Source organism: Bacillus sp. DB-2, from assembly GCF_003315125.1.
Classification (GTDB): Bacteria; Bacillota; Bacilli; order Bacillales; family Bacillaceae_G; genus Bacillus_A; species Bacillus_A mycoides.
In genome coordinates this window covers 101,040-124,245 of the sequence record NZ_QNRN01000001.1, presented here as the reverse complement: position 1 = coordinate 124,245, position 23,206 = coordinate 101,040, and the positions used below count along the sequence as shown (strand labels likewise).

The 23,206-nt window shown below is 36.8% G+C and carries 25 protein-coding genes; 24 read left to right on the top strand and 1 reads right to left on the bottom strand.

Features of this window, described 5'->3' with window-relative positions; translation table 11 throughout:
- Positions 1-70 precede the first annotated feature (70 nt).
- The 24 genes from dnaJ to DET63_RS00620 all read left to right on the top strand — a co-directional run bounded on the left by dnaJ (position 71) and on the right by DET63_RS00620 (position 22,157).
- Entirely contained in the window at positions 71-1,177 is a 1,107-nt protein-coding gene (gene dnaJ, locus DET63_RS00735) for a chaperone protein DnaJ (RefSeq protein ID WP_002015197.1), read from the top strand.
- Positions 1,178-1,205: 28 nt separating this feature from the next.
- Positions 1,206-2,144, top strand: coding sequence for a 50S ribosomal protein L11 methyltransferase (gene prmA, locus DET63_RS00730; protein WP_002138379.1), 939 nt, complete (start codon positions 1,206-1,208; stop codon positions 2,142-2,144).
- 145 nt (positions 2,145-2,289) lie between these two features.
- Entirely contained in the window at positions 2,290-3,039 is a 750-nt protein-coding gene (locus tag DET63_RS00725; protein ID WP_113935596.1) for a 16S rRNA (uracil(1498)-N(3))-methyltransferase, read from the top strand.
- Positions 3,040-3,045: 6 nt separating this feature from the next.
- A complete protein-coding gene (gene mtaB / locus DET63_RS00720) occupies positions 3,046-4,398 on the top strand; it encodes a tRNA (N(6)-L-threonylcarbamoyladenosine(37)-C(2))-methylthiotransferase MtaB (protein ID WP_002138376.1) in 1,353 nt (450 codons plus the stop codon).
- Positions 4,399-4,862: 464 nt separating this feature from the next.
- Complete coding sequence (gene rpsU, locus DET63_RS00715; RefSeq protein WP_000048061.1) at positions 4,863-5,036, top strand: 30S ribosomal protein S21; 174 nt, start codon at positions 4,863-4,865, stop codon at positions 5,034-5,036.
- 15 nt (positions 5,037-5,051) lie between these two features.
- Positions 5,052-5,495: a GatB/YqeY domain-containing protein gene (locus DET63_RS00710; protein WP_000054578.1), complete on the top strand. Its 444-nt coding sequence runs from the start codon at positions 5,052-5,054 to the stop codon at positions 5,493-5,495.
- 107 nt (positions 5,496-5,602) lie between these two features.
- Positions 5,603-5,896, top strand: a complete 294-nt coding sequence (yqfC, locus tag DET63_RS00705) for a sporulation protein YqfC (protein WP_002067170.1) — start codon at positions 5,603-5,605, stop codon at positions 5,894-5,896.
- Positions 5,897-6,145: 249 nt separating this feature from the next.
- Entirely contained in the window at positions 6,146-7,345 is a 1,200-nt protein-coding gene (gene yqfD, locus DET63_RS00700; RefSeq protein WP_002015190.1) for a sporulation protein YqfD, read from the top strand.
- A 3-nt stretch (positions 7,346-7,348) separates the two neighbouring features.
- Positions 7,349-8,308 (top strand): PhoH family protein, encoded by a 960-nt coding sequence (locus DET63_RS00695; protein ID WP_002015189.1) that lies wholly within the window; start codon positions 7,349-7,351, stop codon positions 8,306-8,308.
- Between the two features lie 196 nt (positions 8,309-8,504).
- On the top strand, positions 8,505-10,649 hold the full coding sequence (locus DET63_RS00690; RefSeq protein WP_002015188.1) for an HD family phosphohydrolase: 2,145 nt from the start codon (positions 8,505-8,507) through the stop codon (positions 10,647-10,649).
- The gene (gene ybeY / locus DET63_RS00685; RefSeq protein WP_002088675.1) at positions 10,646-11,116 is read left to right on the top strand and encodes an rRNA maturation RNase YbeY; all 471 of its coding nucleotides are present in this window, start codon (positions 10,646-10,648) and stop codon (positions 11,114-11,116) included. The genes DET63_RS00690 and ybeY overlap by 4 nt, the downstream gene beginning before the upstream one ends.
- Positions 11,113-11,466, top strand: coding sequence for a diacylglycerol kinase family protein (locus DET63_RS00680; protein WP_113935595.1), 354 nt, complete (start codon positions 11,113-11,115; stop codon positions 11,464-11,466). Before ybeY ends, DET63_RS00680 begins: the two co-directional genes overlap by 4 nt.
- Before the next feature lie 99 nt (positions 11,467-11,565).
- Positions 11,566-11,964, top strand: a complete 399-nt coding sequence (locus DET63_RS00675; protein ID WP_113935594.1) for a cytidine deaminase — start codon at positions 11,566-11,568, stop codon at positions 11,962-11,964.
- Positions 11,957-12,862, top strand: a complete 906-nt coding sequence (gene era, locus DET63_RS00670) for a GTPase Era (protein WP_002088672.1) — start codon at positions 11,957-11,959, stop codon at positions 12,860-12,862. The genes DET63_RS00675 and era overlap by 8 nt, the downstream gene beginning before the upstream one ends.
- A gap of 176 nt (positions 12,863-13,038) precedes the next feature.
- The gene (locus DET63_RS00665; RefSeq protein WP_000883924.1) at positions 13,039-13,182 is read left to right on the top strand and encodes a YqzL family protein; all 144 of its coding nucleotides are present in this window, start codon (positions 13,039-13,041) and stop codon (positions 13,180-13,182) included.
- Positions 13,183-13,215: 33 nt separating this feature from the next.
- Positions 13,216-13,962, top strand: coding sequence for a DNA repair protein RecO (gene recO / locus DET63_RS00660; protein WP_002129136.1), 747 nt, complete (start codon positions 13,216-13,218; stop codon positions 13,960-13,962).
- A gap of 106 nt (positions 13,963-14,068) precedes the next feature.
- Positions 14,069-14,701, top strand: a complete 633-nt coding sequence (gene ccpN / locus DET63_RS00655; protein WP_002015181.1) for a transcriptional regulator CcpN — start codon at positions 14,069-14,071, stop codon at positions 14,699-14,701.
- A gap of 29 nt (positions 14,702-14,730) precedes the next feature.
- Positions 14,731-15,543 (top strand): pyruvate, water dikinase regulatory protein, encoded by an 813-nt coding sequence (locus DET63_RS00650; protein WP_113935593.1) that lies wholly within the window; start codon positions 14,731-14,733, stop codon positions 15,541-15,543.
- Between the two features lie 664 nt (positions 15,544-16,207).
- Positions 16,208-16,351 (top strand): hypothetical protein, encoded by a 144-nt coding sequence (locus DET63_RS30080; RefSeq protein ID WP_162836445.1) that lies wholly within the window; start codon positions 16,208-16,210, stop codon positions 16,349-16,351.
- Between the two features lie 81 nt (positions 16,352-16,432).
- Positions 16,433-18,235: a DNA primase gene (gene dnaG, locus DET63_RS00640; protein ID WP_002015179.1), complete on the top strand. Its 1,803-nt coding sequence runs from the start codon at positions 16,433-16,435 to the stop codon at positions 18,233-18,235.
- 59 nt (positions 18,236-18,294) lie between these two features.
- Positions 18,295-19,422, top strand: a complete 1,128-nt coding sequence (rpoD, locus tag DET63_RS00635) for an RNA polymerase sigma factor RpoD (RefSeq protein ID WP_000764062.1) — start codon at positions 18,295-18,297, stop codon at positions 19,420-19,422.
- A 385-nt stretch (positions 19,423-19,807) separates the two neighbouring features.
- Positions 19,808-20,164 (top strand): cytochrome c550, encoded by a 357-nt coding sequence (gene cccA / locus DET63_RS00630; RefSeq protein WP_002015178.1) that lies wholly within the window; start codon positions 19,808-19,810, stop codon positions 20,162-20,164.
- A 167-nt stretch (positions 20,165-20,331) separates the two neighbouring features.
- Complete coding sequence (locus DET63_RS00625; RefSeq protein ID WP_002015177.1) at positions 20,332-21,039, top strand: tRNA (adenine(22)-N(1))-methyltransferase; 708 nt, start codon at positions 20,332-20,334, stop codon at positions 21,037-21,039.
- Positions 21,036-22,157, top strand: a complete 1,122-nt coding sequence (locus tag DET63_RS00620) for a Nif3-like dinuclear metal center hexameric protein (protein WP_002129128.1) — start codon at positions 21,036-21,038, stop codon at positions 22,155-22,157. The genes DET63_RS00625 and DET63_RS00620 overlap by 4 nt, the downstream gene beginning before the upstream one ends.
- 40 nt (positions 22,158-22,197) lie before the next feature.
- Here the strand turns inward: DET63_RS00620 and DET63_RS00615 are convergent, their stop codons facing one another.
- The gene (locus DET63_RS00615) at positions 22,198-23,148 is read right to left on the bottom strand and encodes a 4-hydroxy-3-methylbut-2-enyl diphosphate reductase (RefSeq protein ID WP_002015175.1); all 951 of its coding nucleotides are present in this window, start codon (positions 23,146-23,148) and stop codon (positions 22,198-22,200) included.
- Positions 23,149-23,206: the final 58 nt, after the last annotated feature.

Sequence of the window (23,206 nt, the reverse complement as noted above, 5' to 3'; positions counted from 1 at the left end):
CTTTGTTGCAAAGCACTTTCTTTCGGTGTTAAAATTACGTTTATGTGAAAGATTCGGGGGTTGCAAATTTATGAATAAACGAGACTATTATGAGGTCCTTGGACTTAGCCAGGGCGCTTCAAAAGATGAAATTAAAAAAGCGTATCGTCGTTTGGCTAAAAAGTACCATCCAGACGTAAGTAAAGAAGAAAATGCAATTGAAAAGTTTAAAGAAGTACAAGAAGCATACGAAGTATTGAGCGATGATCAAAAGCGTGCGCAGTATGATCAATTTGGTCACGCGGGTCCGAATCAAGGTTTCGGTGGCGGAGGAGACTTCGGCGGTGGCTTTGGTTTCGAAGATATCTTTAGTTCATTCTTTGGCGGTGGCGGCGGAAGACGTCGTGACCCGAATGCTCCACGTCAAGGTGCTGATTTACAATATCAAGTTACTTTAGAGTTTGAAGAAGCTATTTTTGGTAAAGAATTAAACGTTGAGATTCCAGTGGAGGATCCATGTGATACTTGTAAGGGTAGTGGAGCGAAACCAGGGACTTCAAAAGAAACATGTAAACATTGTTCAGGATCAGGGCAAGTAAGTGTAGAACAAAATACACCATTTGGGCGTATTGTAAACCGTCAAGCTTGTGGACATTGTTCAGGAACAGGTCAAATGATTAAAGAGAAATGTACGACATGCCATGGTTCTGGTAAAGTTCGTAAACGTAAAAAAATCAATGTTAAAATTCCAGCGGGTATCGATAATGGTCAACAAATTCGTGTATCTGGAAAAGGTGAAGCAGGCGTAAATGGCGGACCGGCAGGTGACTTATATGTTGTTGTTCATGTGAGAAATCATGAATTCTTTGAACGCGAAGGGGATCACATTATTTGCGAAATGCCAATAACATTTGCGCAAATGGCACTTGGTGCGGAAGTTGAAGTTCCTACCGTTCATGGCAAAGTGAAGCTGAAAATTCCAGCAGGAACACAAACAGGAACAGAATTCCGCTTAAAAGGAAAAGGTGCTCCGAACGTACGTGGATATGGTCAAGGAGATCAATATGTAGTCGTTCGTGTTGTTGTGCCGACGAAATTAACTTCACATCAAAAAGATTTATTGCGTGAATTTGCAGGGCAAGAAGAGCAGGATGATAGCTTATTCAGAAAGCTTAAACGTGCTTTCAAAGGGGAATAATGGAAATAAAAAATGGAGTTGGTAAATTGTGAAATGGTCAGAAATTAGTATTCATACAACAGAAGAAGCAGTAGAAGCTGTCTCTCATATTTTGCATGAAGCAGGCGCTAGCGGGGTTGCGATTGAGGACCCAGCGGAGTTGACGAAAGAGCGCAAGCAACAATACGGTGAGATTTATGCACTTAACCCAGATGAATATCCAAGTGAGGGTGTTTTGGTAAAAGCATATTTCCCACAAACGGATTCTTTACACGAAACAGTTGCAGGTGTAAAATCATCTATTGATGCACTACCATCTTTCGACATCGAAATTGGTAAAGGAACTATTACAATTAATGAAGTCGATGAGGAAGATTGGGCTACTGCTTGGAAGAAGTATTATCATCCAGTTCAAATTTCTGATACATTCACAATTGTGCCGACGTGGGAAGAGTATACACCGTCTTCTCCAAATGAAAAAATTATTGAATTAGATCCAGGTATGGCGTTTGGTACAGGGACACATCCCACAACGACGATGTGTATTCGTGCGTTAGAAAAAACGGTTCAGCCAGGTGATACTGTGATTGATGTGGGGACAGGTTCGGGGGTACTTAGTATTGCTGCGGCAAAATTAGGTGCGGCTTCTGTTCAAGCGTATGATTTAGACCCAGTTGCAGTTGAAAGTGCAGAAATGAATGTGCGCTTAAATAAAACAGATGACATTGTCAATGTTGGACAGAATAGTCTATTAGAAGGTATTGAAGGCCCAGTTGATTTAATCGTAGCAAATTTACTAGCGGAAATTATTCTTCTATTCCCTGAAGATGCAGCGAGAGTTGTGAAGCCAGGTGGATTATTTATTACATCTGGTATTATTGGGGCGAAAGAAAAAGTAATTTCTGAAGCGTTAGAAACAGCTGGATTTTCAATTGAAGAAGTACTTCGAATGGAAGATTGGGTAGCAATTATTGCACGAAATGCGTAATATAGATTTTAGTCTATAAAGAACAGGGGAGTCTCTCACCGTATAAGGTGAGGGACTTGCCGTTTGTTATATGAAAATGATAACGTTTCGTTCTTTTCGTAAGTATTGACTTACGAAAGGAACGAAACTCTACTAAGGTGATTATATGCAACGTTATTTTGTAGAAGAGAAATATGTAAATGAGACAAGTATTCGCATAATGGGTGATGATGTCCATCACATCGCAAGAGTGATGCGTATGTCAGCTGGTGACCACATTTATTGCTGTGTAAATGGTAAAACAGCAGAGTGTTCAATTGCTGAAATTACCAGTGAATTTGTGGATACCACTATTGTAGAATGGGTAGAGGCGTCAAGCGAACTTCCTGTATTCGTGACGATTGCAAGTGGACTGCCGAAAGGAGACAAGCTAGAGTTAATTTTTCAAAAAGGAACTGAGCTTGGGGCAGCTGCATTTTTACCATTTCAAGCATCTCGATCTATTGTAAAGTGGGATGCGAAAAAAGCAGATAAAAAAGTTGAGCGTTTGAAAAAAATTGTAAAAGAAGCTGCGGAACAATCGCATAGAAGTGAAATTCCAGAAGTACACGTTCCCTCATCATTTAAACAACTGCTGTCGATGAGTAGCGAGTATGATGTTTGTCTTGTTGCGTATGAAGAAGAAGCGAAACAAGGTGAGAAATCTAATTTTGCGAAAGCTTTAGCGACGGTTAAACCAGGCCAAAAGCTGCTGATTGTATTTGGACCAGAAGGCGGCTTAGCGGAGGAAGAGATAACCGCACTTCGTGAACATAAATTTGTACCATGTAGTTTAGGACCAAGAATTTTAAGAACAGAAACGGCTCCGCTTTATGCGTTAAGTGCCGCTTCTTATCATTTTGAATTGATGGGGTGATAATCAATGGCAACTGTTGCGTTCCACACGTTAGGTTGTAAAGTAAACCACTATGAAACAGAAGCGATTTGGCAATTGTTTAAACAAGGTGGTTATGAAAGAACTGAATATGAAAAAAAATCTGATGTATACGTTATTAACACATGTACAGTAACGAATACTGGAGATAAAAAAAGCCGTCAAGTAATTAGACGTGCTGTACGTCAAAATCCAGATGCGGTAATTTGTGTAACTGGATGTTATGCACAAACATCTCCAGCGGAAATTATGGCGATTCCAGGTGTAGATATTGTTGTTGGTACGCAAGATCGTGAGAAGATGTTAGGATACATCGAAGAATTCCGTAAAGAGCGTCAACCAATTAATGCTGTCCGCAATATTATGAAAACACGTGTATATGAAGAGCTCGATGTACCATATTTCACGGACCGTACACGTGCATCTTTAAAAATACAAGAAGGTTGTAATAACTTCTGTACATTTTGCATCATTCCTTGGGCGCGTGGTTTAATGCGTTCTCGTGATGGAAAAGAAGTTATTAAACAAGCGCAGCAATTAGTAGATGCGGGCTATAAAGAAATCGTATTAACAGGTATTCATACAGGTGGGTACGGTGAAGATATAAAAGAGTATAACTTAGCTGGATTACTGCGCGATATGGAAGCGGAAGTAGGCGGATTGAAACGCCTTCGTATTTCTTCTATTGAGGCGAGTCAAATTTCTGATGAAGTAATTGAAGTGTTAGATAAATCAGAAGTAGTTGTACGTCACTTGCATATTCCATTACAGTCAGGATCTAATACTGTATTGAAACGTATGCGCCGTAAGTATACGATGGAATTTTTCCAAGAGCGTTTAGATCGTTTGAAAGAAGCGTTACCAGGTCTTGCGATTACATCAGACGTAATTGTTGGATTCCCAGGCGAAACAGAAGAGGAATTCATGGAAACGTACAATTTCATTAAAGAGAATCGTTTCTCTGAACTACACGTTTTCCCTTATTCGAAACGCACAGGTACTCCAGCAGCACGTATGGAAGATCAAGTTCCTGAAGACGTGAAGAACGATCGTGTTCACCGTCTAATTGAGCTATCAAATCAATTAGCGAAAGAGTATGCTTCTAGATTTGAAGGTGAAGTACTTGAAATCATTCCGGAAGAGACATTTAAAGATGGTGACCGTAAAGGTTTATATGTAGGTTATACAGATAACTACTTAAAAATTGTGTTTGAAGGATCTGAAGAATTGATTGGTAAGCTAGTAAAAGTGAAAATTACAAAAGCTGGTTATCCATATAACGAAGCGCAGTTTGTTCGTGTTCTTGAAGATGATGTAAAAAAAGAATCAGCAAGCGCATAAAGTGAAACTTTAATCAGTGGGGGGGTGTTCATCCCCGCTGATTATCAGCCTGACCCCCGCCTAAGTTCTTTGCTTTCGCTGAATTTTGAGGTGGGGGTCTTACTGTCCTGGCAAATAGCGGGATAAAAAAGCATGCAAACGGAAACGATTTGCATGCTTTCTTTTTTTTGTGGAGAAGTTAAGTACTGAAAAGGCAGGTACGTTGAATGAGTAGTTATTTAATGCTTTCTTGTATTAAAAAAGGTGTAATGATAAAAAATATAGTTGTCTTCAGGGGAAAAGGATAATAGCTATCTACATAGCTTTTGAACAGGTAAGGGCATCTATTCTTCTTTTATTCTGCCAAATAGTTGACCTGAAGTGATAAAATGTATTATAATCGTAAAAGACATGCTGAAGAAGGGTTTCTTTTTGCATGCTGAAATTAGTATGTAAGTGTGATGTTTCGGAGGGAGGGAAAGAGAATGTCAAAAACAGTCGTTCGTAAAAACGAGTCTTTGGAGGATGCACTTCGCCGTTTTAAAAGATCGGTTTCTAAAACTGGTACACTTGCTGAAGCAAGAAAGCGCGAGTTTTATGAAAAGCCAAGTGTAAAACGTAAGAAGAAATCTGAAGCGGCAAGAAAGCGTAAGTTCTAAGAGAGGGTGTAAGTTATGAGTCTTCTCGGTCGTTTAAACGATGATATGAAACAAGCGATGAAGAATAAACAAAAAGAAAAATTAACCGTTATTCGTATGGTTAAGGCTGCTTTACAAAATGAAGGTATTAAACTGCAACATACTCTTACTGAAGAAGAGGAATTAACAGTTTTAGCTCGTGAAGTAAAACAGTATAAGGACTCCCTCCTTGAATTTAAAAAAGCTGGTCGTGAAGACCTTGTTGATAAACTGCAAAGTGAAATTCAGATTTTAAGCGCATATTTGCCGGAGCAATTAACAGAAGAAGAACTAGCGGATATAATTAAGCAAGTTATTTCTGAAGTTGGTGCTACATCTAAAGCAGATATGGGTAAAGTGATGACTGCTGTTATGCCGAAAGTAAAAGGTAAAACAGACGGATCACTTGTGAATAAGCTGGTTATCCAGCTATTAGCATAAAAAAGCGTCTCATTTCGTATGAGACGTTTTTTTATGCTTTTTTCAGTTTGGACGTGATATTACAAGCTCTTTTTTCATACATATGGGATGAGAGGGGGTCTTTTGAGATGAAAAAAATAGAACAAATGAAGAATTGGTTAACGAAGCAAATAGACCTGCCAGTGGATGTGTTAATGGATCTACCTCGGATCACGCTTGTTGGGCAAGTACATATCTATATAGAAAATCATCGAGGATTATTAGTGTTCTCAGATAAAGAGGTAAGATTGCTATTGAAACATGGTCAATTATTAATTAAAGGTCAATCCTTTGTTATTAAAACAATCCTTCCAGAAGAACTGTTGCTTGAAGGGATTATTGAACAAGTGACGTTTTTAGAAAATGAAAAGAAAGAGGAGTGAGGAGAAACTTCCGTTTGTGAAGTTTTTCTTCGTTACCTTGTATTAACAGGCAGTAACGTTCTGGCCTCAATATTCGGTTCGTACAAAGAGGATAGGTGGGAATTGAGTTCCACGTAAAAAACTGGCTCGTGAAGGTTAATAATTAGTGAGGATCAAGGAATCTGCTAATTAAAATTTTAGTACGAGCTAGTTTGATAATCGAATTGAAAAGTAGTGTATCTACTTTTAGAAAGGTAGTGGAGATAGTCGATGAAAAATAAATGGTTTATAAAATGGCTTGGGTATGTAAAGGTGCGAATTGAAGGTAGAGGAGCGGAACGCTTTGTTAACGAGTGTGTGCGGAAGAAATTACTCGTTTGGGATGTAAAGAAGATAGCTGATGAAACGTTAGTTTTTTGTATGTTATTACGAGATGTGAAAAAGATAAAACCAATTTATAGAAAAAATGAATGTAAATTATATTTTATTGGACGTTACGGTTTTCCTTTTTGGAATAAGCGTGTAATTAAAAATAGTGGATTTTTAATTGGGTTTTTAATATTTTTTTTCGGAATGATCGCATTGTCAAATATGGTGTGGAAAATTGAAATTACAGGAGCAAAACCTGAAACAGAATATATATTGATGAAAGAATTGGACAAAATGGGTATAAAAAAAGGTAAATTACAATTCCAAATGCCGAGTGTAGAAGATGTTCAACGTCATTTGACAGACAATATTAATGCGATTACTTGGGCGGGATTAGAAATAAGAGGGACAACATATCATTTTAAGATTGTTGAAAAAAATGAGCCGAAAAAAGAAAGTGAACAACAGCCACAAAACTTAGTAGCAAAAAAAGAAGGGATTATTACAAAAACATTTGTGGAAGTTGGGAAGCCGGTTGTCATGAAAAATGACCATGTAGAAAAGGGGCAACTTCTCGTATCCGGGATGTATGGTAATGAGGAGAATCCGACAGTTGTTTCGGCTAAAGGGATTGTATATGGAGAAACGTGGTATAAATCTGAGGTGGATGTTCCGTTAAAGACACAATTTCAAGTGTATACTGGTAATTCATACAATGAATATTTCCTTAAATTTGGGAGTACTAAAATAAAAATATGGGGATTTCTACAGGATAAGTATAAGCGCTCTCGTACTGAAAGTGTAAAACATGATGTGAAATTATTTGGATTTACATTACCAATTGCATACGAGAAAGATATTGTACGAGAAGAGGAAGAAGCGAACCGAGAATATACCGAAAAACAAGCAATGAAAGTAGCGAAAGAGATGGCAGAAAAAGAACTGAAGAAAAAATTGGATGAACATGCTATGATTGTAAGTGATAACATTTTGAGTAAAGAGGTTGAGGCGGATCACCTAAAGGTCACATTACATTATACAGTGATTGAAAATATTGCAGAGCCACAACCAATATCTGAATCCGATATTCAAGGAGACTGAGTAATGGCAGAACAATTAGTAGAAATGAACCAACAATTGGAAAACCCCAACGAAGCAATCGCTCTTTTTGGGGTAAATGATGCTCATTTAAAAGTAATTGAACGAGAACTTAGTGTATCGATTGTGACTAGAGGAGAATCTGTTCGTGTATCTGGGGCAGATGAAACTGTGGTGCTCGTAGAAAAAATCTTACAACAGTTACTTGTTGTTATCCGTAAAGGTGTATCAATTTCGGAAAGAGATGTTGCGTATGCGATTCAGCTTGGGCAACAAGGGAAAATTGCTCAATTCGAAGAATTATATGAAGAGGAAATTTTTAAAACGGCAAAAGGTAAATCCATTCGTGTGAAAACGATGGGGCAAAGACGATATATTCATGCAATGAAAAAGAATGATATTGTATTTGGGATAGGACCTGCTGGGACAGGAAAAACATACTTAGCCGTAGTAATGGCTGTGAGAGCTTTAAAGCAAGGGTATGTAAAGAAAATTATTTTAACAAGACCTGCTGTAGAAGCTGGAGAGAGCTTAGGGTTTTTACCAGGTGATTTGAAAGAAAAAGTAGATCCGTATTTACGTCCACTATATGATGCGTTACATGATATTCTTGGACAAGAATATACACAACGTATGATGGAACGTGGTGTAATTGAAATTGCACCTCTTGCTTATATGAGAGGGCGTACTCTTGATGATTCATTTGTTATATTAGATGAGGCGCAAAATACAACTGGTGTTCAAATAAAAATGTTTTTAACACGATTAGGTTTTAGTTCTAAAATGGTTATTACGGGGGATCCCTCACAGGTAGACTTGCCAAAAGGGGTAAAGTCAGGTCTTTCTATTGCTGCTAATATTTTATCTGGTGTATCAGGTCTTTCGTTCATTACATTGGAACAAACGGACGTTGTGAGACACCCGTTAGTGCAACGTATTATTGAGGCATATGATAAAATGGAATGATCCTATTTGTCAGGATCATTTCTTTTTGTATGATAAGGTTGGCGAATGACATATTTTTTACTATCATTAAAGACGAGGGAAATAAACTGTAGGTGAGAGTGGATAAAAATGTTGTCCAAAAAGTATCGTTACCTAGAAGAAATGAAAGCTATAAATAGTTTCACTTTATTTCTGGAGAGGAGAAGGTATTGAAATCATGTCAAGATCTCAAGAAATTTCTAAGTGGTTTCGTAATTTACAACATTCGAAAAAACTAAGTTGGATTTCTTACGTTTTATTAGGGGCAGTGCTGTTTTTTGCACTTATGAATAATGTAAAACCAGAGCAATTAGATGTTACAACATATTCTATTGCGAAAAAAACAATCCATTCTCCTATTAAAATTGAAGATAAAGTTACAACGGACAAAAAGAAAAAAGAAGCCGCTACAAAAGTTGAAGATCAATATACATATAAAAGTGAGTATAAACAAAATAAAGTGGATATTGTGAATGACGTCTTTGCTAAAGTAGATGAAGTGATACAAGAGATTAAAGCGGTTGGACCGGATGAGCAAAAAAAGATTACTGATGCTGAAAAAGTGGACAAGTTGAAAAAAAAATTGCCTACTGATTTAACGAAAGAATTATCTGATTCAAACTTACTGAACTTAATTAATGCGGATTCGAACCAATTAGTATTAGCGAAAGATGCAACAGTTACAGCTATTAATAGTATCATGACTGAGCATGTTAAAATGGATGAATTGAAGGATGCGAAGGAACGATATGTAAGTGAGATGAATAGTGTTAATGTTGATAATGGTTTAAAGGAATCTATTAAGGCGTTAGGGAAATATGCGATTTCTGCAAACTATTTTTATGATCCGACCTTAACAAAAGAGAAGAGAAAAGCGGAAGAAGATTTAGTTCCACCTGTTTATATTCTTCAAGGGCAAGTCCTTGTTAGAGAAGGTGAAACGATTTCAAGTGATATGTACAATCAGTTGAAATTAGTTGGTCTGTTAGAAAAAGGGAACAGTTTTCAACCCTATGTTGGGTTAGCGGTACTCATTGGTGTGCTATTGTACTTTATGCATAAGCAGTTTGAAGTGTTTTTACAGCGGAAAAGAGAAGATAGGCCGTATGTCTTAGCGTATATTACAATTTTGTCTATCACGATTGTTTTAATGAAAATCATTAGTTTGTTTCAAAAGCTTGAGTATGCAGGAATCGCGTATGTTGTTCCAGTTGCAATGGGAACAATACTTGTAAAATTAATGATTGGTGATCGATTTGTATTTTTAACGAGTATGATCTTTTCTGTATGCGGAAGTATTATGTTTAATGAAGGTGTAACGAGTACACTGAATTATAGTGTGGGGATTTATGTTTTATTAAGTTCATTATCAGTTAGTATTTTCTTGAGAGAAAAAAATCGTCGTACGATGATTTTACAAGCTGGTATACTCGTTTCTGTATTAAATGTAGTCGTATTAGCGGCTTTGCTATTATTACGTAACGGGAATTTTTCGCCTCTTGAAATTGGGGTGCAATTATTAATGGCTGCTGTTTCGGGTATTATCTCTTCTGTTCTAGCTATGGGGATTTTACCGTATTTAGAAAGTGGTCTTGGGATTGTATCGAGTATGAAATTGATGGAACTTTCAAGTCCGAATCACCCGCTTTTGCGTAAAATTTTATTAGAAGCACCAGGTACATATCACCATAGTGTAATGGTAGCTAATCTCTCAGAAGCTGCTTGTGAAGCAGTTGGAGCAAATGGAGTATTAGCGCGTGTAGGGGCGTATTATCATGATGTAGGGAAAACGGTACAACCACAGTTTTTTATTGAAAACCAAATGGGTATTGAAAACCCGCATGATAGATTAGACCCTGTAACGAGCAAAGATATTATAATTGCTCATGTAACCGATGGGGTGAGAATGTTAGAAGAACACCATATACCTCAAGAAATTATCGATATTGCTGGACAGCATCATGGTACAACGTTACTTAAATATTTTTATTATAATGCGATTAAAGAAGATAAAGAGAAATATACGGAGGAAATGTTCCGCTATCCAGGATCAAAAGCAACTTCTAAAGAGTCGGCGATCGTTGGTATTGCTGATAGTGTGGAAGCGGCGGTACGTTCGATGAACCATCCAACACCAGATCAGATTAATAATTTAGTGCAAAGTATTATTAAAGATCGCCTGCAAGATGGTCAATTTAGTGAATGTGATTTGACATTTAAGGAACTACAAATCGTTGGAAAAACGTTATGTGAAACGTTAAATGGTATTTTCCATTCCCGTATTACATATCCGGAACCGCCGGAAGAAAAGGAGAAAGAATGAGTTTATTAATTGATTTTATTGATGAAACAGAAGAAGTGAAAGACGAATATATAAGTTTGATTCGAGGTTTAGTAGAGAAAGCAGCCCAAATGGAGAACATAGAAGAAGGCGCAGAATTATCGGTTACATTTGTAGATAATGAACGTATTCGTGAAATAAACCGTGATTACCGAGATAAGGATCAGCCTACGGACGTTATTTCTTTTGCTATGGAAGAAATGGGAGAAGGCGAAATGGAAATTGTCGGTGCAGAGATGCCGCGTATGTTAGGAGATCTTATTATTTCTATTCCGAGAGCAAAAGAACAAGCTGAAGAATATGGACATTCTTTTGATCGAGAACTTGGGTTTTTAGCACTACATGGCTTTTTGCATTTGCTTGGTTATGATCATATGACAGAAGAAGATGAGAAAGAAATGTTTGGAAGACAAAAAGAAATTTTAGAGGCCTTTGGATTAGGACGATGAAAACAGGAAAACTTTTAGATAGTTTTGGATATGCTATAGCTGGTATATACTTTTGTCTTCGTCATGAACGAAATATGAAAATTCATTATTTAGCCGCAGTCATCGTTATATGCTGCGGCTTTTATTTCCATATTACAACAATGGAATGGATTGTCGTACTTATTGTGATAGGGATTGTAATGAGTTTAGAGATGGTGAATACGGCTATTGAAAAAACAGTAGACTTAGCAACCGTCGATATTCATCCGGTTGCAAAAGTTGCAAAGGATGTTGCAGCAGGGGCAGTTTTATTATTTGCAATTATAGCTGCTGTAATTGGTGCTATTATCTTTTTACCGTATATGGTATAGTTGCATTCCGAAGCTTTTATTAAGCTTTGGGAGCGCCGTGAAGGCCTTTAATGAAAGAGTGTATCTATTCACATCTATGAACGGAAAGGATGCGGGAATATGAATAGCGAACAATTAATTCAAGAAGCAACCGAAGCGCGTAAACGAGCGTACGTACCATATTCTAAATTTCAAGTAGGTGCAGCTTTACTAACTCAGGATGGAAAAATATATCGTGGATGTAATGTTGAAAATGCATCATATGGTTTATGTAACTGTGCAGAAAGAACAGCGTTATTTAAGGCGATTTCTGAAGGGGATAACGAGTTTGTAGCTATTGCAGTCGTAGCGGATACAAAGCGTCCAGTACCTCCTTGTGGAGCATGTCGACAAGTTATGATAGAATTATGTAAACAGGATACGAAAGTATACCTATCAAACTTACATGGTGATGTTCAAGAGACAACAGTCGGAGAATTGTTACCAGGAGCATTTTTAGCGGAGGATTTACATGAATAGAAAAGGTTATAAATCAGGTTTTGTCTCTATTATTGGCAGACCGAATGTTGGGAAATCTACATTTTTAAATCGTATTATTGGCCAAAAAATTGCTATTATGAGCGATAAGCCACAAACAACTCGTAATAAAATTCAAGGTGTATATACAGAAAATGATTCACAAGTAGTTTTCATTGATACACCAGGAATACATAAACCTAAACATAAACTAGGCGATTTCATGGTGAAGATGGCTCAAACGACATTAAAAGAAGTTGATATTGTTTTGTTTATGGTCAATGCAACTGAAGGATATGGTCGTGGTGAGGAATTTATTATTGAGAAATTACAAGAAACGAAACAACCGGTATTTTTGGTAATTAATAAAATTGACCAACTTCATCCAGAGCAATTGCTGGAGTTGATTGATCAATATCGTAAATTATATGAGTTCGCGGAGATTGTGCCAATTTCTGCATTGGACGGTAATAACGTTGAAGCGTTAATCGGAGCAATTAAAAAGTATTTACCAGAAGGACCGCAATATTACCCGGATAATCAAGTAACGGATCATCCAGAGCGATTTATTATTTCAGAGCTTATTCGTGAAAAAGTATTACATTTAACACGTGAAGAAGTACCGCATTCTGTAGCGGTTGTTATTGATGCAATTCAAAAGCGTGAGGGCGGAGCGGTTTATATAAACGCAACGATTGTTGTTGAACGTGCATCACAAAAAGGAATTATTATAGGTAAGCAAGGGAAGATGTTAAAAGAAGTCGGTAAGAGAGCTCGTTTTGACATTGAAGCACTTCTTGGTTCTAAAGTATTTTTAGAAGTATGGGTGAAAGTGCAAAAAGATTGGCGTAATAAGATGTCACAGCTTCGTGACCTTGGTTTCCGTGAAGACGAGTATTAATATGAAGTAAAGTTGTGATCAGTGGATGTTTTGTTCATCCGCTGATTATTGGTTTTTATGAACCTTGATAAATTAGGAAAAATTTTTCTCACATGAAAATGAACAAAATGGGTCAACTTAATAACAACAAAAGAAATTGGTTTATAGGCTACGCTTATTGAGAAAGGTGGATTCTTATGCTAGATTTTACCTGGAAGTTTTTCTCCAAAACAGGAAGCATTGAAACGTATTTGCTTTTGAAAGAAATGGAAAAAGACGTAAACGATGAGATGGATCAACATGAAGAGGAGTTAGCGCATCTAGACTCTCCAATTTCTTGACCCGTTTTGTTCAAACCTTGGATGGTGACGAACATGTTTCAAAAAGTTGAGGGCATTGTTATCCGTACGACTGATTACGGAGAAACAAATAAGATTGTTACAATATACTCACGGGAATTTGGTAAGGTAAGTGCAATGGCAAGAGGGGCGAAAAAGCCGAAGAGTCGGTTAGCAGCTATTTCGCAACTTATGACACATGGTCATTTTCTTATTCAAATGGGATCTGGACTTGGAACTTTGCAACAAGGCGAGATTATTTCATCTATGAAAGAAATTCGTGAGGATATATTTTTAACTGCTTATGCATCATTTATTATTGAATTAACCGATAAAGCAACAGAAGATAAGAAGCATAATCCGTATTTATTTGAAATGTTATATCAAACGTTGCATTATATGTGTGAGGGTGTTGATCCAGAAGTATTATCATTAATTTATCAAACGAAAATGCTTCCGGTATTAGGGATGCGCCCGTACTTTGATACATGTGCTATTTGTCATCAAGAAACAGATTTTGTCGCCTTCTCTGTCCGGGAAGGCGGTTTTCTGTGCTCGCGTCATGCGGAGCAAGATCCGTATCGTATTCCGGTGGGAGAGGCTGTTCATAAATTATTACGTCTCTTTTTTCACTTTGATTTACACCGGCTCGGTAATGTATCGGTGAAGGATAGTACAAAAAAACAAATGCGCACAGTATTGAATACATATTATGACGAATATTGTGGGATTTATTTGAAAACAAGGCGTTTCTTGGAACAACTTGATAAGTTTCAAATATAAAAAGGGCCGTATAGGGTCCTTTTTACATACTTTCTTTTTCGAATAGCATATTTAGTATATAATATTTAAGAGATAGTATAACTTTTTTCGTTGTGCATTAAAGGTGGTGATTATCATAGAGCTGAATAAACGGCAAGAGCATATCATTCAGATTGTAAAAGATCACGGTCCTATTACAGGGGAGTCAATTGCTGGGCAATTGGGTTTAACACGTGCAACGCTAAGACCAGACTTAGCAATTTTAACGATGGCTGGTTATTTAGAAGCGCGTCCACGTGTAGGTTATTTTTATACGGGTAAAACCGGGGGACAGCTATTATCTGAAGCTGTTAAGAAAATTAAAGTGCAAGATTATCAATCTAGACCGGCTGTAATTGATAAAAATGTATCAGTATACGATGCAATCTGTACTATGTTTCTAGAGGACGTTGGTACATTATTTGTTGTAGATCAAGCTACTTTATTAGTTGGCGTTGTATCTCGTAAAGATTTATTACGAGCTAGCTTAGGAAAGCAGGATTTAACCTCTCTTCCGGTTAATATTATCATGACAAGGATGCCAAACATTGCGATGTGTCGCAGGGAGGATTCTTTATATGATATTGCGATGGAATTAATAGAAAGACAGATTGATGCGATGCCGGTTGTGAAGGATACGAAACAAGGTTTAGAAGTGATTGGACGAATTACAAAAACAAATATTACACGTGCGTTTGTAAATTTAGTAAATAACGAATAAGTGTAATTTGTTTAAAGTGAGGTAATGTAATGGATAATAAAATCGTATATGTCGTATCTGACTCTGTAGGAGAAACTGCTGATTTGGTTGTTAGAGCGGCAATGGGACAGTTCCCATTCGCTCCTGATATTAGGCGTGTACCGTATGTAGAAGATACAGGGACATTAAAAGAAGTAATCTCGATTGCCAAGAGCAATCAAGCGCTTATTTGTTTTACGTTAGTAAAGCCTGATATGCGTCAATATTTATTGACAGAAGCGGCAAAAGAAGGAGTAGAGGCATACGATATTATCGGACCTCTTATCGATCAAATTGAAGAAATTACAGGGCAAGTACCAAGGTATGAGCCAGGTGTCGTTCGAAGATTAGATGAAGAGTACTTTAAAAAAATTGAAGCGATTGAATTTGCAGTTAAGTATGATGATGGTAGAGATGCACGTGGTATTTTAAAAGCTGATATCGTGTTGATTGGAATTTCACGTACATCAAAAACACCACTTTCACAATATTTAGCGCATAACAAACGTTTGAAAGTTGCTAATGTACCACTTGTACCGGAAGTGGATCCGCCTGAGGAATTATATCGAGTGGCAAAAGAGAAATGTTTCGGTTTGAAAATTATACCAGATAAGTTAAATCATATTCGAAAAGAACGATTGAAATCACTTGGATTAAGTGATGGAGCAACATATGCAAATATTAATCGTATTCAAGAAGAAATTGATCATTTTGAGGAAGTAATTAGTAAAATAAATTGTCAAGTGATTGATGTATCAAATAAGGCAATTGAAGAAACAGCAAATATTATTGTGAATGCAGTGCAAAACCAAAAAATGTTTTAGCACATTTACCAAAGGTGAATGTGCTTTTTTCGCTCGTGAGAAGGCGTTAGAGGAAGATGCGAAGTAGAGCATGAACTTTCGGCTTAGTAATAGAATATAGCGGAATGGTTATACTTATATTCTTCTGTTTTTTAATTATGCTAAAGGAACGATTTCGTTATCTTTAAGTGTAAGATGAAAATTAAAGGGATATGTAGCGTAGTTGAAGAAAATATATTATAATAAAAAATTGTGATAAAAACCTATATTTTACGTTTAGACTTTAATTTTTCAGAATAAACTAGGGATAGGATTTTCGAAAAAGACATGTATTTACGTTAAATCGACAAAATCTAGACAAGAAAACGCACATTATGGAAGGATTCACAGAAGGGATGTAGAATACAGAAATATGCAAAACATCAGATAAGATATTATTTGATGCAGATGCGTATCCCGTGAAGAATGCAATTGTGCAAGTTGGAACAAAATTTTATGTCGAAATTTTGTTTGTCGTATCCTATGCTCATCGTTCAAGAAAACAGCAAGGTAATTGGGTCTATGTAGATTCTGAGCAAGATGAAGTTGACTGTTATATTTATTAACATGCAAAAGCTACAGATCTCATGATCATACAGGCTATAGTGCTTCTTGCTAGTCTTCTTGTGAAAAAGGAGTATATGTATTGTCTCCAGGAGATACATTTGTAACAGATGAGCAAATGTATACAATTTTATATAGTAGTATGTATCTGCGAATTTACGCAGACTGGGGACTTATACGAAAGGTCCAAAATCGTTTACACAATGTGATCGACAGTACTTTCTAACAAATTTAGAAAAATATTGTCGAATTATAAAGGAATCTTTTAATTTATATCGAATACAAAATACGACACGGAGATGGAGTTATGGGGAACAGAATTCCTGAAGAAGTTGTTGAACAGATTCGGACATCATCCGATATTGTAGAAGTGATTGGTGAGTATGTTCAACTTAGAAAGCAGGGGCGTAACTATTTCGGCCTTTGTCCATTTCATGGTGAGAATTCTCCTTCATTCTCTGTTTCATCTGATAAGCAAATTTTTCATTGTTTCGGATGTGGAGAAGGTGGAAATGTATTTTCTTTTCTTATGAAAATGGAAGGACTTGCTTTCACAGAGGCTGTTCAAAAGCTTGGCGAAAGAAATGGAATTGCAGTTGCAGAATATACATCAGGGCAAGGACAACAACAACAAGAAGACATATCTGATGACACTGTCATCATGCAACAGGCTCATGAACTTTTGAAAAAGTATTATCATCATTTATTAGTAAATACAGAAGAAGGAAATGAAGCACTTTCATATTTATTAAAACGTGGTATTACAAAAGAGATGATTGAGAAATTTGAAATTGGTTATGCATCACAAGCTTGGGATGCAGCGACGAAAATTTTACAAAAAAGAGGTTTGTCGCTATCTAGTATGGAACAGGCTGGCCTTCTTGTAAGAAGTGAGAAGGATGGCAGTCATTATGACCGCTTCCGCGGAAGAGTTATGTTTCCGATTTATACTTTACAAGGTAAGGTGATAGCGTTTAGTGGAAGGGCATTAGGAGATGACACTCCGAAATATTTGAATAGTCCTGAAACACCGATTTTTTACAAAAGTAAGCTGTTGTATAATTTCCACCAAGCAAGGCCGTTTATTAGAAAACGTGGGCAGGTTGTCCTTTTTGAAGGTTATGCCGATGTACTAGCCGCGGTGAAAAGTGGTGTGGAAGAAGCTGTTGCGACAATGGGAACAGCTTTAACTGAAGAACAAGCGAAACTTCTGCGACGTAACGTTGAAACTGTTGTTCTTTGCTATGATGGTGATAAAGCAGGGCGAGAAGCGACGATGAAAGCAGGGCAATTACTATTGCAAGTTGGTTGCCAAGTAAAAGTTACATCCTTGCCAGATAAGCTTGACCCTGATGAATATGTGCAACAATATGGGACAACCGCTTTTGAAAATCTTGTGAAATCAAGTATAAGTTTTGTTGGTTTCAAAATAAATTATTTGCGTTTAGGGAAAAATTTGCAAGATGAGTCTGGCAAAGAAGAATATGTAAAAAGTGTTTTAAAAGAGTTATCATTGCTACAGGATGCGATGCAGGCGGAATCATATTTAAAATCATTATCGCAAGAATTTTCGTATTCAATGGAAACACTTTTGAATCAATTGCACCAATATCGCAAAGAACAAAAGGTACAGCAAAAACAAATAAAGCAGGTTTCTAAGCCATCTCAAATTGTTCAAACGAAACCGAAATTAACAGGTTTTGAAAGGGCAGAAAGAGAAATTATTTACCATATGTTGCAAAGTGCAGAAGTGACAGTGCGTATGGAACCTCATATAGAAGATTTTTATACAGAAGAACATAAAGGGATTTTATATGAACTATACGCATATTATGAAAAGGGAAATGAACCTTCAGTCGGAACATTTTTAAGTTGGCTCTCTGATGAAAAGTTGAAAAATATTATTACTGATATTTCGACGGATGAATTTATTAATCCAGAGTACACAGAAGAAGCGTTACAAGGTCATTTGGAGGCGCTAAGACGCCATAAAGAAAAACTTGAAAAGATGGAAATTATCTTTAAAGTAAAACAAATGGAAAAAACAGATCCTGTAGAGGCTGCTAAATATTATGTGGCATATTTACAAAGTCAAAAAGCAAGAAAATAGCTTTTTCGATAAAGTTTTAGTATAATGAATGTTTGTATCTCGCGTAAGGAGGGGAACAGATGGCTGATAAACCAGCTCGTTCTAAACAAATTGAAACTGAAATGACCCTTGAGCAAGTGAAAGAACAACTCACTGAGCTCGGAAAAAAACGTGGCGTTCTTACATATGAAGAGATTGCAGAACGCATGAATGGATTTGAAATTGAATCCGATCAAATGGATGAATACTATGAATATTTAGGTGAACAAGGGATTGACTTAGTTGGTGACAATGACAACGACGAAGGTCCTAATAATCGTCAAATTACAAAAACGGAAGAAGAATTTGACCTTAATGATTTAAGTGTGCCGCCAGGTGTGAAAATCAATGACCCTGTTCGTATGTACTTAAAGGAAATTGGTCGTGTAGACTTACTATCTGCTGAAGAAGAAATTCGACTTGCGACACGTATTGAAGAAGGCGATGAAGAAGCAAAACGCCGTCTTGCGGAAGCAAACTTACGTCTTGTAGTAAGTATTGCAAAGCGCTACGTGGGCCGTGGTATGCTTTTCTTAGACTTAATCCAAGAAGGAAATATGGGTCTAATTAAGGCAGTTGAAAAGTTCGACTACCGTAAAGGTTTTAAATTTAGTACGTATGCAACTTGGTGGATTCGCCAAGCTATTACACGTGCGATTGCAGACCAAGCGCGAACAATTCGTATTCCAGTTCATATGGTTGAAACAATTAATAAGTTAATCCGTGTACAACGTCAATTATTACAAGATTTAGGACGCGAACCATCTCCTGAAGAGATTGGTGAAGAAATGGATCTTGCTCCAGAAAAAGTACGCGAAATCTTAAAGATTGCACAGGAGCCAGTTTCTCTTGAAACACCAATTGGTGAAGAAGACGACTCCCATTTAGGTGACTTTATCGAAGACCAAGAAGCAACATCGCCTGCGGACCATGCAGCGTATGAATTGCTAAAAGAACAATTAGAAGATGTGTTAGATACACTAACAGATCGTGAAGAAAATGTTCTGCGTCTTCGTTTTGGTTTAGATGATGGACGAACTCGTACGCTTGAAGAAGTTGGGAAAGTATTCGGCGTAACGAGAGAACGTATTCGTCAAATTGAAGCGAAAGCACTTCGCAAATTAAGACATCCAAGCCGTAGTAAGCGTCTTAAGGATTTCTTAGAATAGGCTACCTTTAAGTTTACTTCACTTTTGTGAAGTAAACTTTTTTATTTTGTTAATTTTTGTTAAAATTTAGCTATCGGCAACGATTACAATTTCTTGTAATTTATTTTACAGAATTGTCTTTTGATTTGCAAATGCTCATTTTTCGATTTTTCGATTTATTTTGTTTATTATATACAAAATAATATGTAGAAAAGTAAAAAATATGATGAGAAACGTTAGTAATTATCGAAATAATATGCGATATAATAGTGAAAATCAATAAAATGAATTTACGGAATATTTTTAACAAGTAGTAGTTTGCTCTTTTCTGATAGGGCGTTTTCAAGTACAATATAAATGACTGAATCATCTAACTATTTAGCGGTATAGAGGGGGGAGAAGAGATATGAAACGTAATCCGTTGATTCCGTTCGCTCTTATTGCAGCATTAGGTATTATCGTTATGTTTGTATTTTCATTTCAGGGGCTAAATAAATCTAAAGAGTTAGCTGATGCAAAAAATGGTGGGAAACCAGCACAAACAGCATCAAAGCCAGAGGATATTGTAAAGCAAAGCTGTACGAGCTGTCACGGTGATCAGTTACAAGGGGCAGTGGGACCTAATTTACAAAAAATTGGTGGGAAACTTTCGAAAGATGAAATTAAAGAAGTTCTTTCAAAAGGAAAAGGAAATATGCCAGCTAATTTAATTCCAGCTGATCAAGCAACGAAAGTAGCTGATTGGTTATCGAAGAAAAAATAAAGTTTCGTATTACAAGCCTTTTGCTTTTGTGCAAAAGGCTTGTTTTTCTATACTTTCTAAAATACGATTAGTAATAGAGAATTGAAGTGTTGTTATGGACTTGCAACAACTACTATAAATTCATTATCATGGAGACAGACTGAGAAGAGAAGGAGTAATGGAAATACATGAATGAAGTAAAGCTTTCGAAACGATTAGAAGAAGTTGTGAGGGAGATTCCGGTAGGCTCTACAGTAGCTGATATTGGATCGGATCATGCGTATTTACCGTGTTATACAATTATAAATAATATTGCTACGAAAGCAGTTGCAGGAGAGGTTGTAGATGGACCGTTTCGCTCTGCACAAGCAACTGTAGCTGAAAGTGGCTTGCAAGATAAAGTAGACGTTCGTAAAGGGAATGGATTAGCTGTTATAGTGCCAGGAGAAGTAGATGTTATTACGATTGCTGGTATGGGTGGAGCGTTAATTCGTGACATTTTAGAAAGTGGTAAAGAAAAATTAGAAGGTGTAACACGTTTAATCTTACAGCCGAATATTGCAGCACACCATATCCGTGAATGGTTTATTGAAAATGGATGGGAGCTTATCCGTGAGAAAATTGTAATAGAAGACGGAAAGATTTACGAGATTTTAGTCGGAGAACGAGGAGATACAGCAGTACCTTACTCTGAAAATAAACAAACTGAATTGTTTATGGGTCCATTTCTAATAAAAGAAAAAAGTGAAGCTTTTGTTGAAAAGTGGGAAGGGGAATTGAAAAACTTCCAAAATATTTTAAAACAGTTAGAGCGTGCAGCAGAGTCTGAAGAGAAGAAAGCGAAGCGTGCAGAAGTAGAAGCGAAAATGAAAATGATAGGAGAGGTTTTATCATGAGTAAAATTCCGAATGGTCATGAAATTATTTCTTTGTTTGAAGGTATGTATCCGAAGCATTTAGCGATGGAAGGGGATAAGATTGGCTTACAGATTGGAGCGCTTAATAAACCTGTGCAGCACGTATTAATCGCATTAGATGTAACTGAGGAAGTTGTGGACGAGGCAATCCAATTAGGAGCAAATATCATTATAGCGCATCACCCTTTAATCTTTAATCCATTAAAAGCGATTCATACAGATAAGGCGTACGGAAGAATTATTGAAACGTGTATTAAAAATGATATTGCGGTTTATGCCGCACATACAAATGTAGATATTGCTAAGGGCGGGGTAAATGATTTACTTGCTGATGCGTTAGGGTTACAAAATACAGAAGTATTAGCTCCTACATATGCAGAAGAAATGAAAAAAATTGTTGTATTTGTTCCAGTAACCCATGCAGAAGAAGTGCGCAAAGCTCTTGGAGATGCGGATGCAGGTCATATCGGTAATTATAGCCACTGTACGTTCGGTAGCGAAGGGGTAGGTACTTTTATCCCTCAAGAAGGTACAAATCCTTATATCGGAGAAACTGGGCAGTTAGAACGTGTGGAAGAGATACGTGTCGAAACGATTATTCCAGCTTCATTACAAAGAAAAGTTATTAAAGCGATGTTGGCAGCCCATCCATATGAAGAAGTGGCATATGATGTATATCCGCTTGATAATAAAGGTGAAACATTAGGTCTTGGTAAAATAGGGTATTTACAAGAAGAAATGACGCTTGAGCAGTTTGCTTTACATGTGAAACAATCATTACATGTAAAGGGTGCAAGAGTTGTTGGAAAGTTAGATGATAAGGTGCGTAAAGTAGCTGTACTTGGTGGTGACGGTAATAAATATATAAACCAAGCGAAATTTAAAGGAGCAGATGTATATGTAACAGGTGATATGTATTATCATGTTGCTCACGATGCGATGATGATTGGTTTAAATATAGTCGATCCAGGACATAACGTTGAAAAAGTAATGAAGCAAGGTGTACAAAAACAATTGCAAGAAAAAGTAGATGTGAAGAAATTCAATGTACACATTCACGCTTCGCAGTTACATACAGATCCATTCACATTTGTATAAGAAAAATAAAAACCGTTGCTCATGTAGGCAACGGTTTTTATTATTGTTCTTTTTTCACTTTTACACGAGGTAGTATCTTTTGAAGTGGTACTTTTCGAATTCTGTCCCATGTAGCTGGATTCATTGGGTCATATTGATCTAAGAAAGCAATAACTTCTTTTGTAATTGGCGTTGGAGTAGAAGCACCTGCTGTAACAGCTACGTTTTCTACACCTTGTAGCCATTCTAATTGGATTTCACTTACGTCTGCAACGCGGTATGCTGTCGTACCAGCGATTTCTTGTGATACTTGTGCTAAACGGTTTGAGTTGTTACTTTTCGGATCACCGACAACAATTGTTAAATCTGCAACATCAGCTTGTTTAGCGACAGCTTCTTGGCGAACTTGAGTTGCTAAACAAATTTCCTTGTGGAATTCTGCTGTTGGGAATTTTTTCTGAATGTCCTCCATTAAATGTTGAACATCCCATTGACTCATTGTTGTTTGATTCGTAACTAAAATTTTATCAGTTGGAATTTCTAGTGTTTTTAAATCATCAGCTTTTTCGATAAGATGAACGATATCAGGTGCGATACCAACTGCGCCTTCTGGTTCTGGATGATTTTTTTTGCCGATATAAATGACATGGTATCCTTCAGCTTTCTTTGCTTCGATAAGGTCATGTGTTTTTGTAACATCTGGACAAGTTGCATCAATTGTCGTTAAACCTTTTTCTTTTGCACGTTGTTTAACTTCTGGAGAAACACCGTGTGCAGTGAAAATAACAGTACCAGAATCGATTTTATCTAAAATTTCTAATCGACTTGGACCGTCTAATGTAATGATGCCATCCTCTTCGAAAGCATCTGTGACATGCTTATTGTGAACAATCATACCTAAAATATAAATGGGTCTCGGTAATGATTTATCTAATGCGGCGTTACGTGCAATAACCATTGCGTCAACAACACCATAGCAATAACCACGAGGGGAAATTTTAACAATCTTCATGTGAGTAATCCTCTCCTTCTAAACAAGGGATACTTTTGTGCATAGTCCATTACATTAT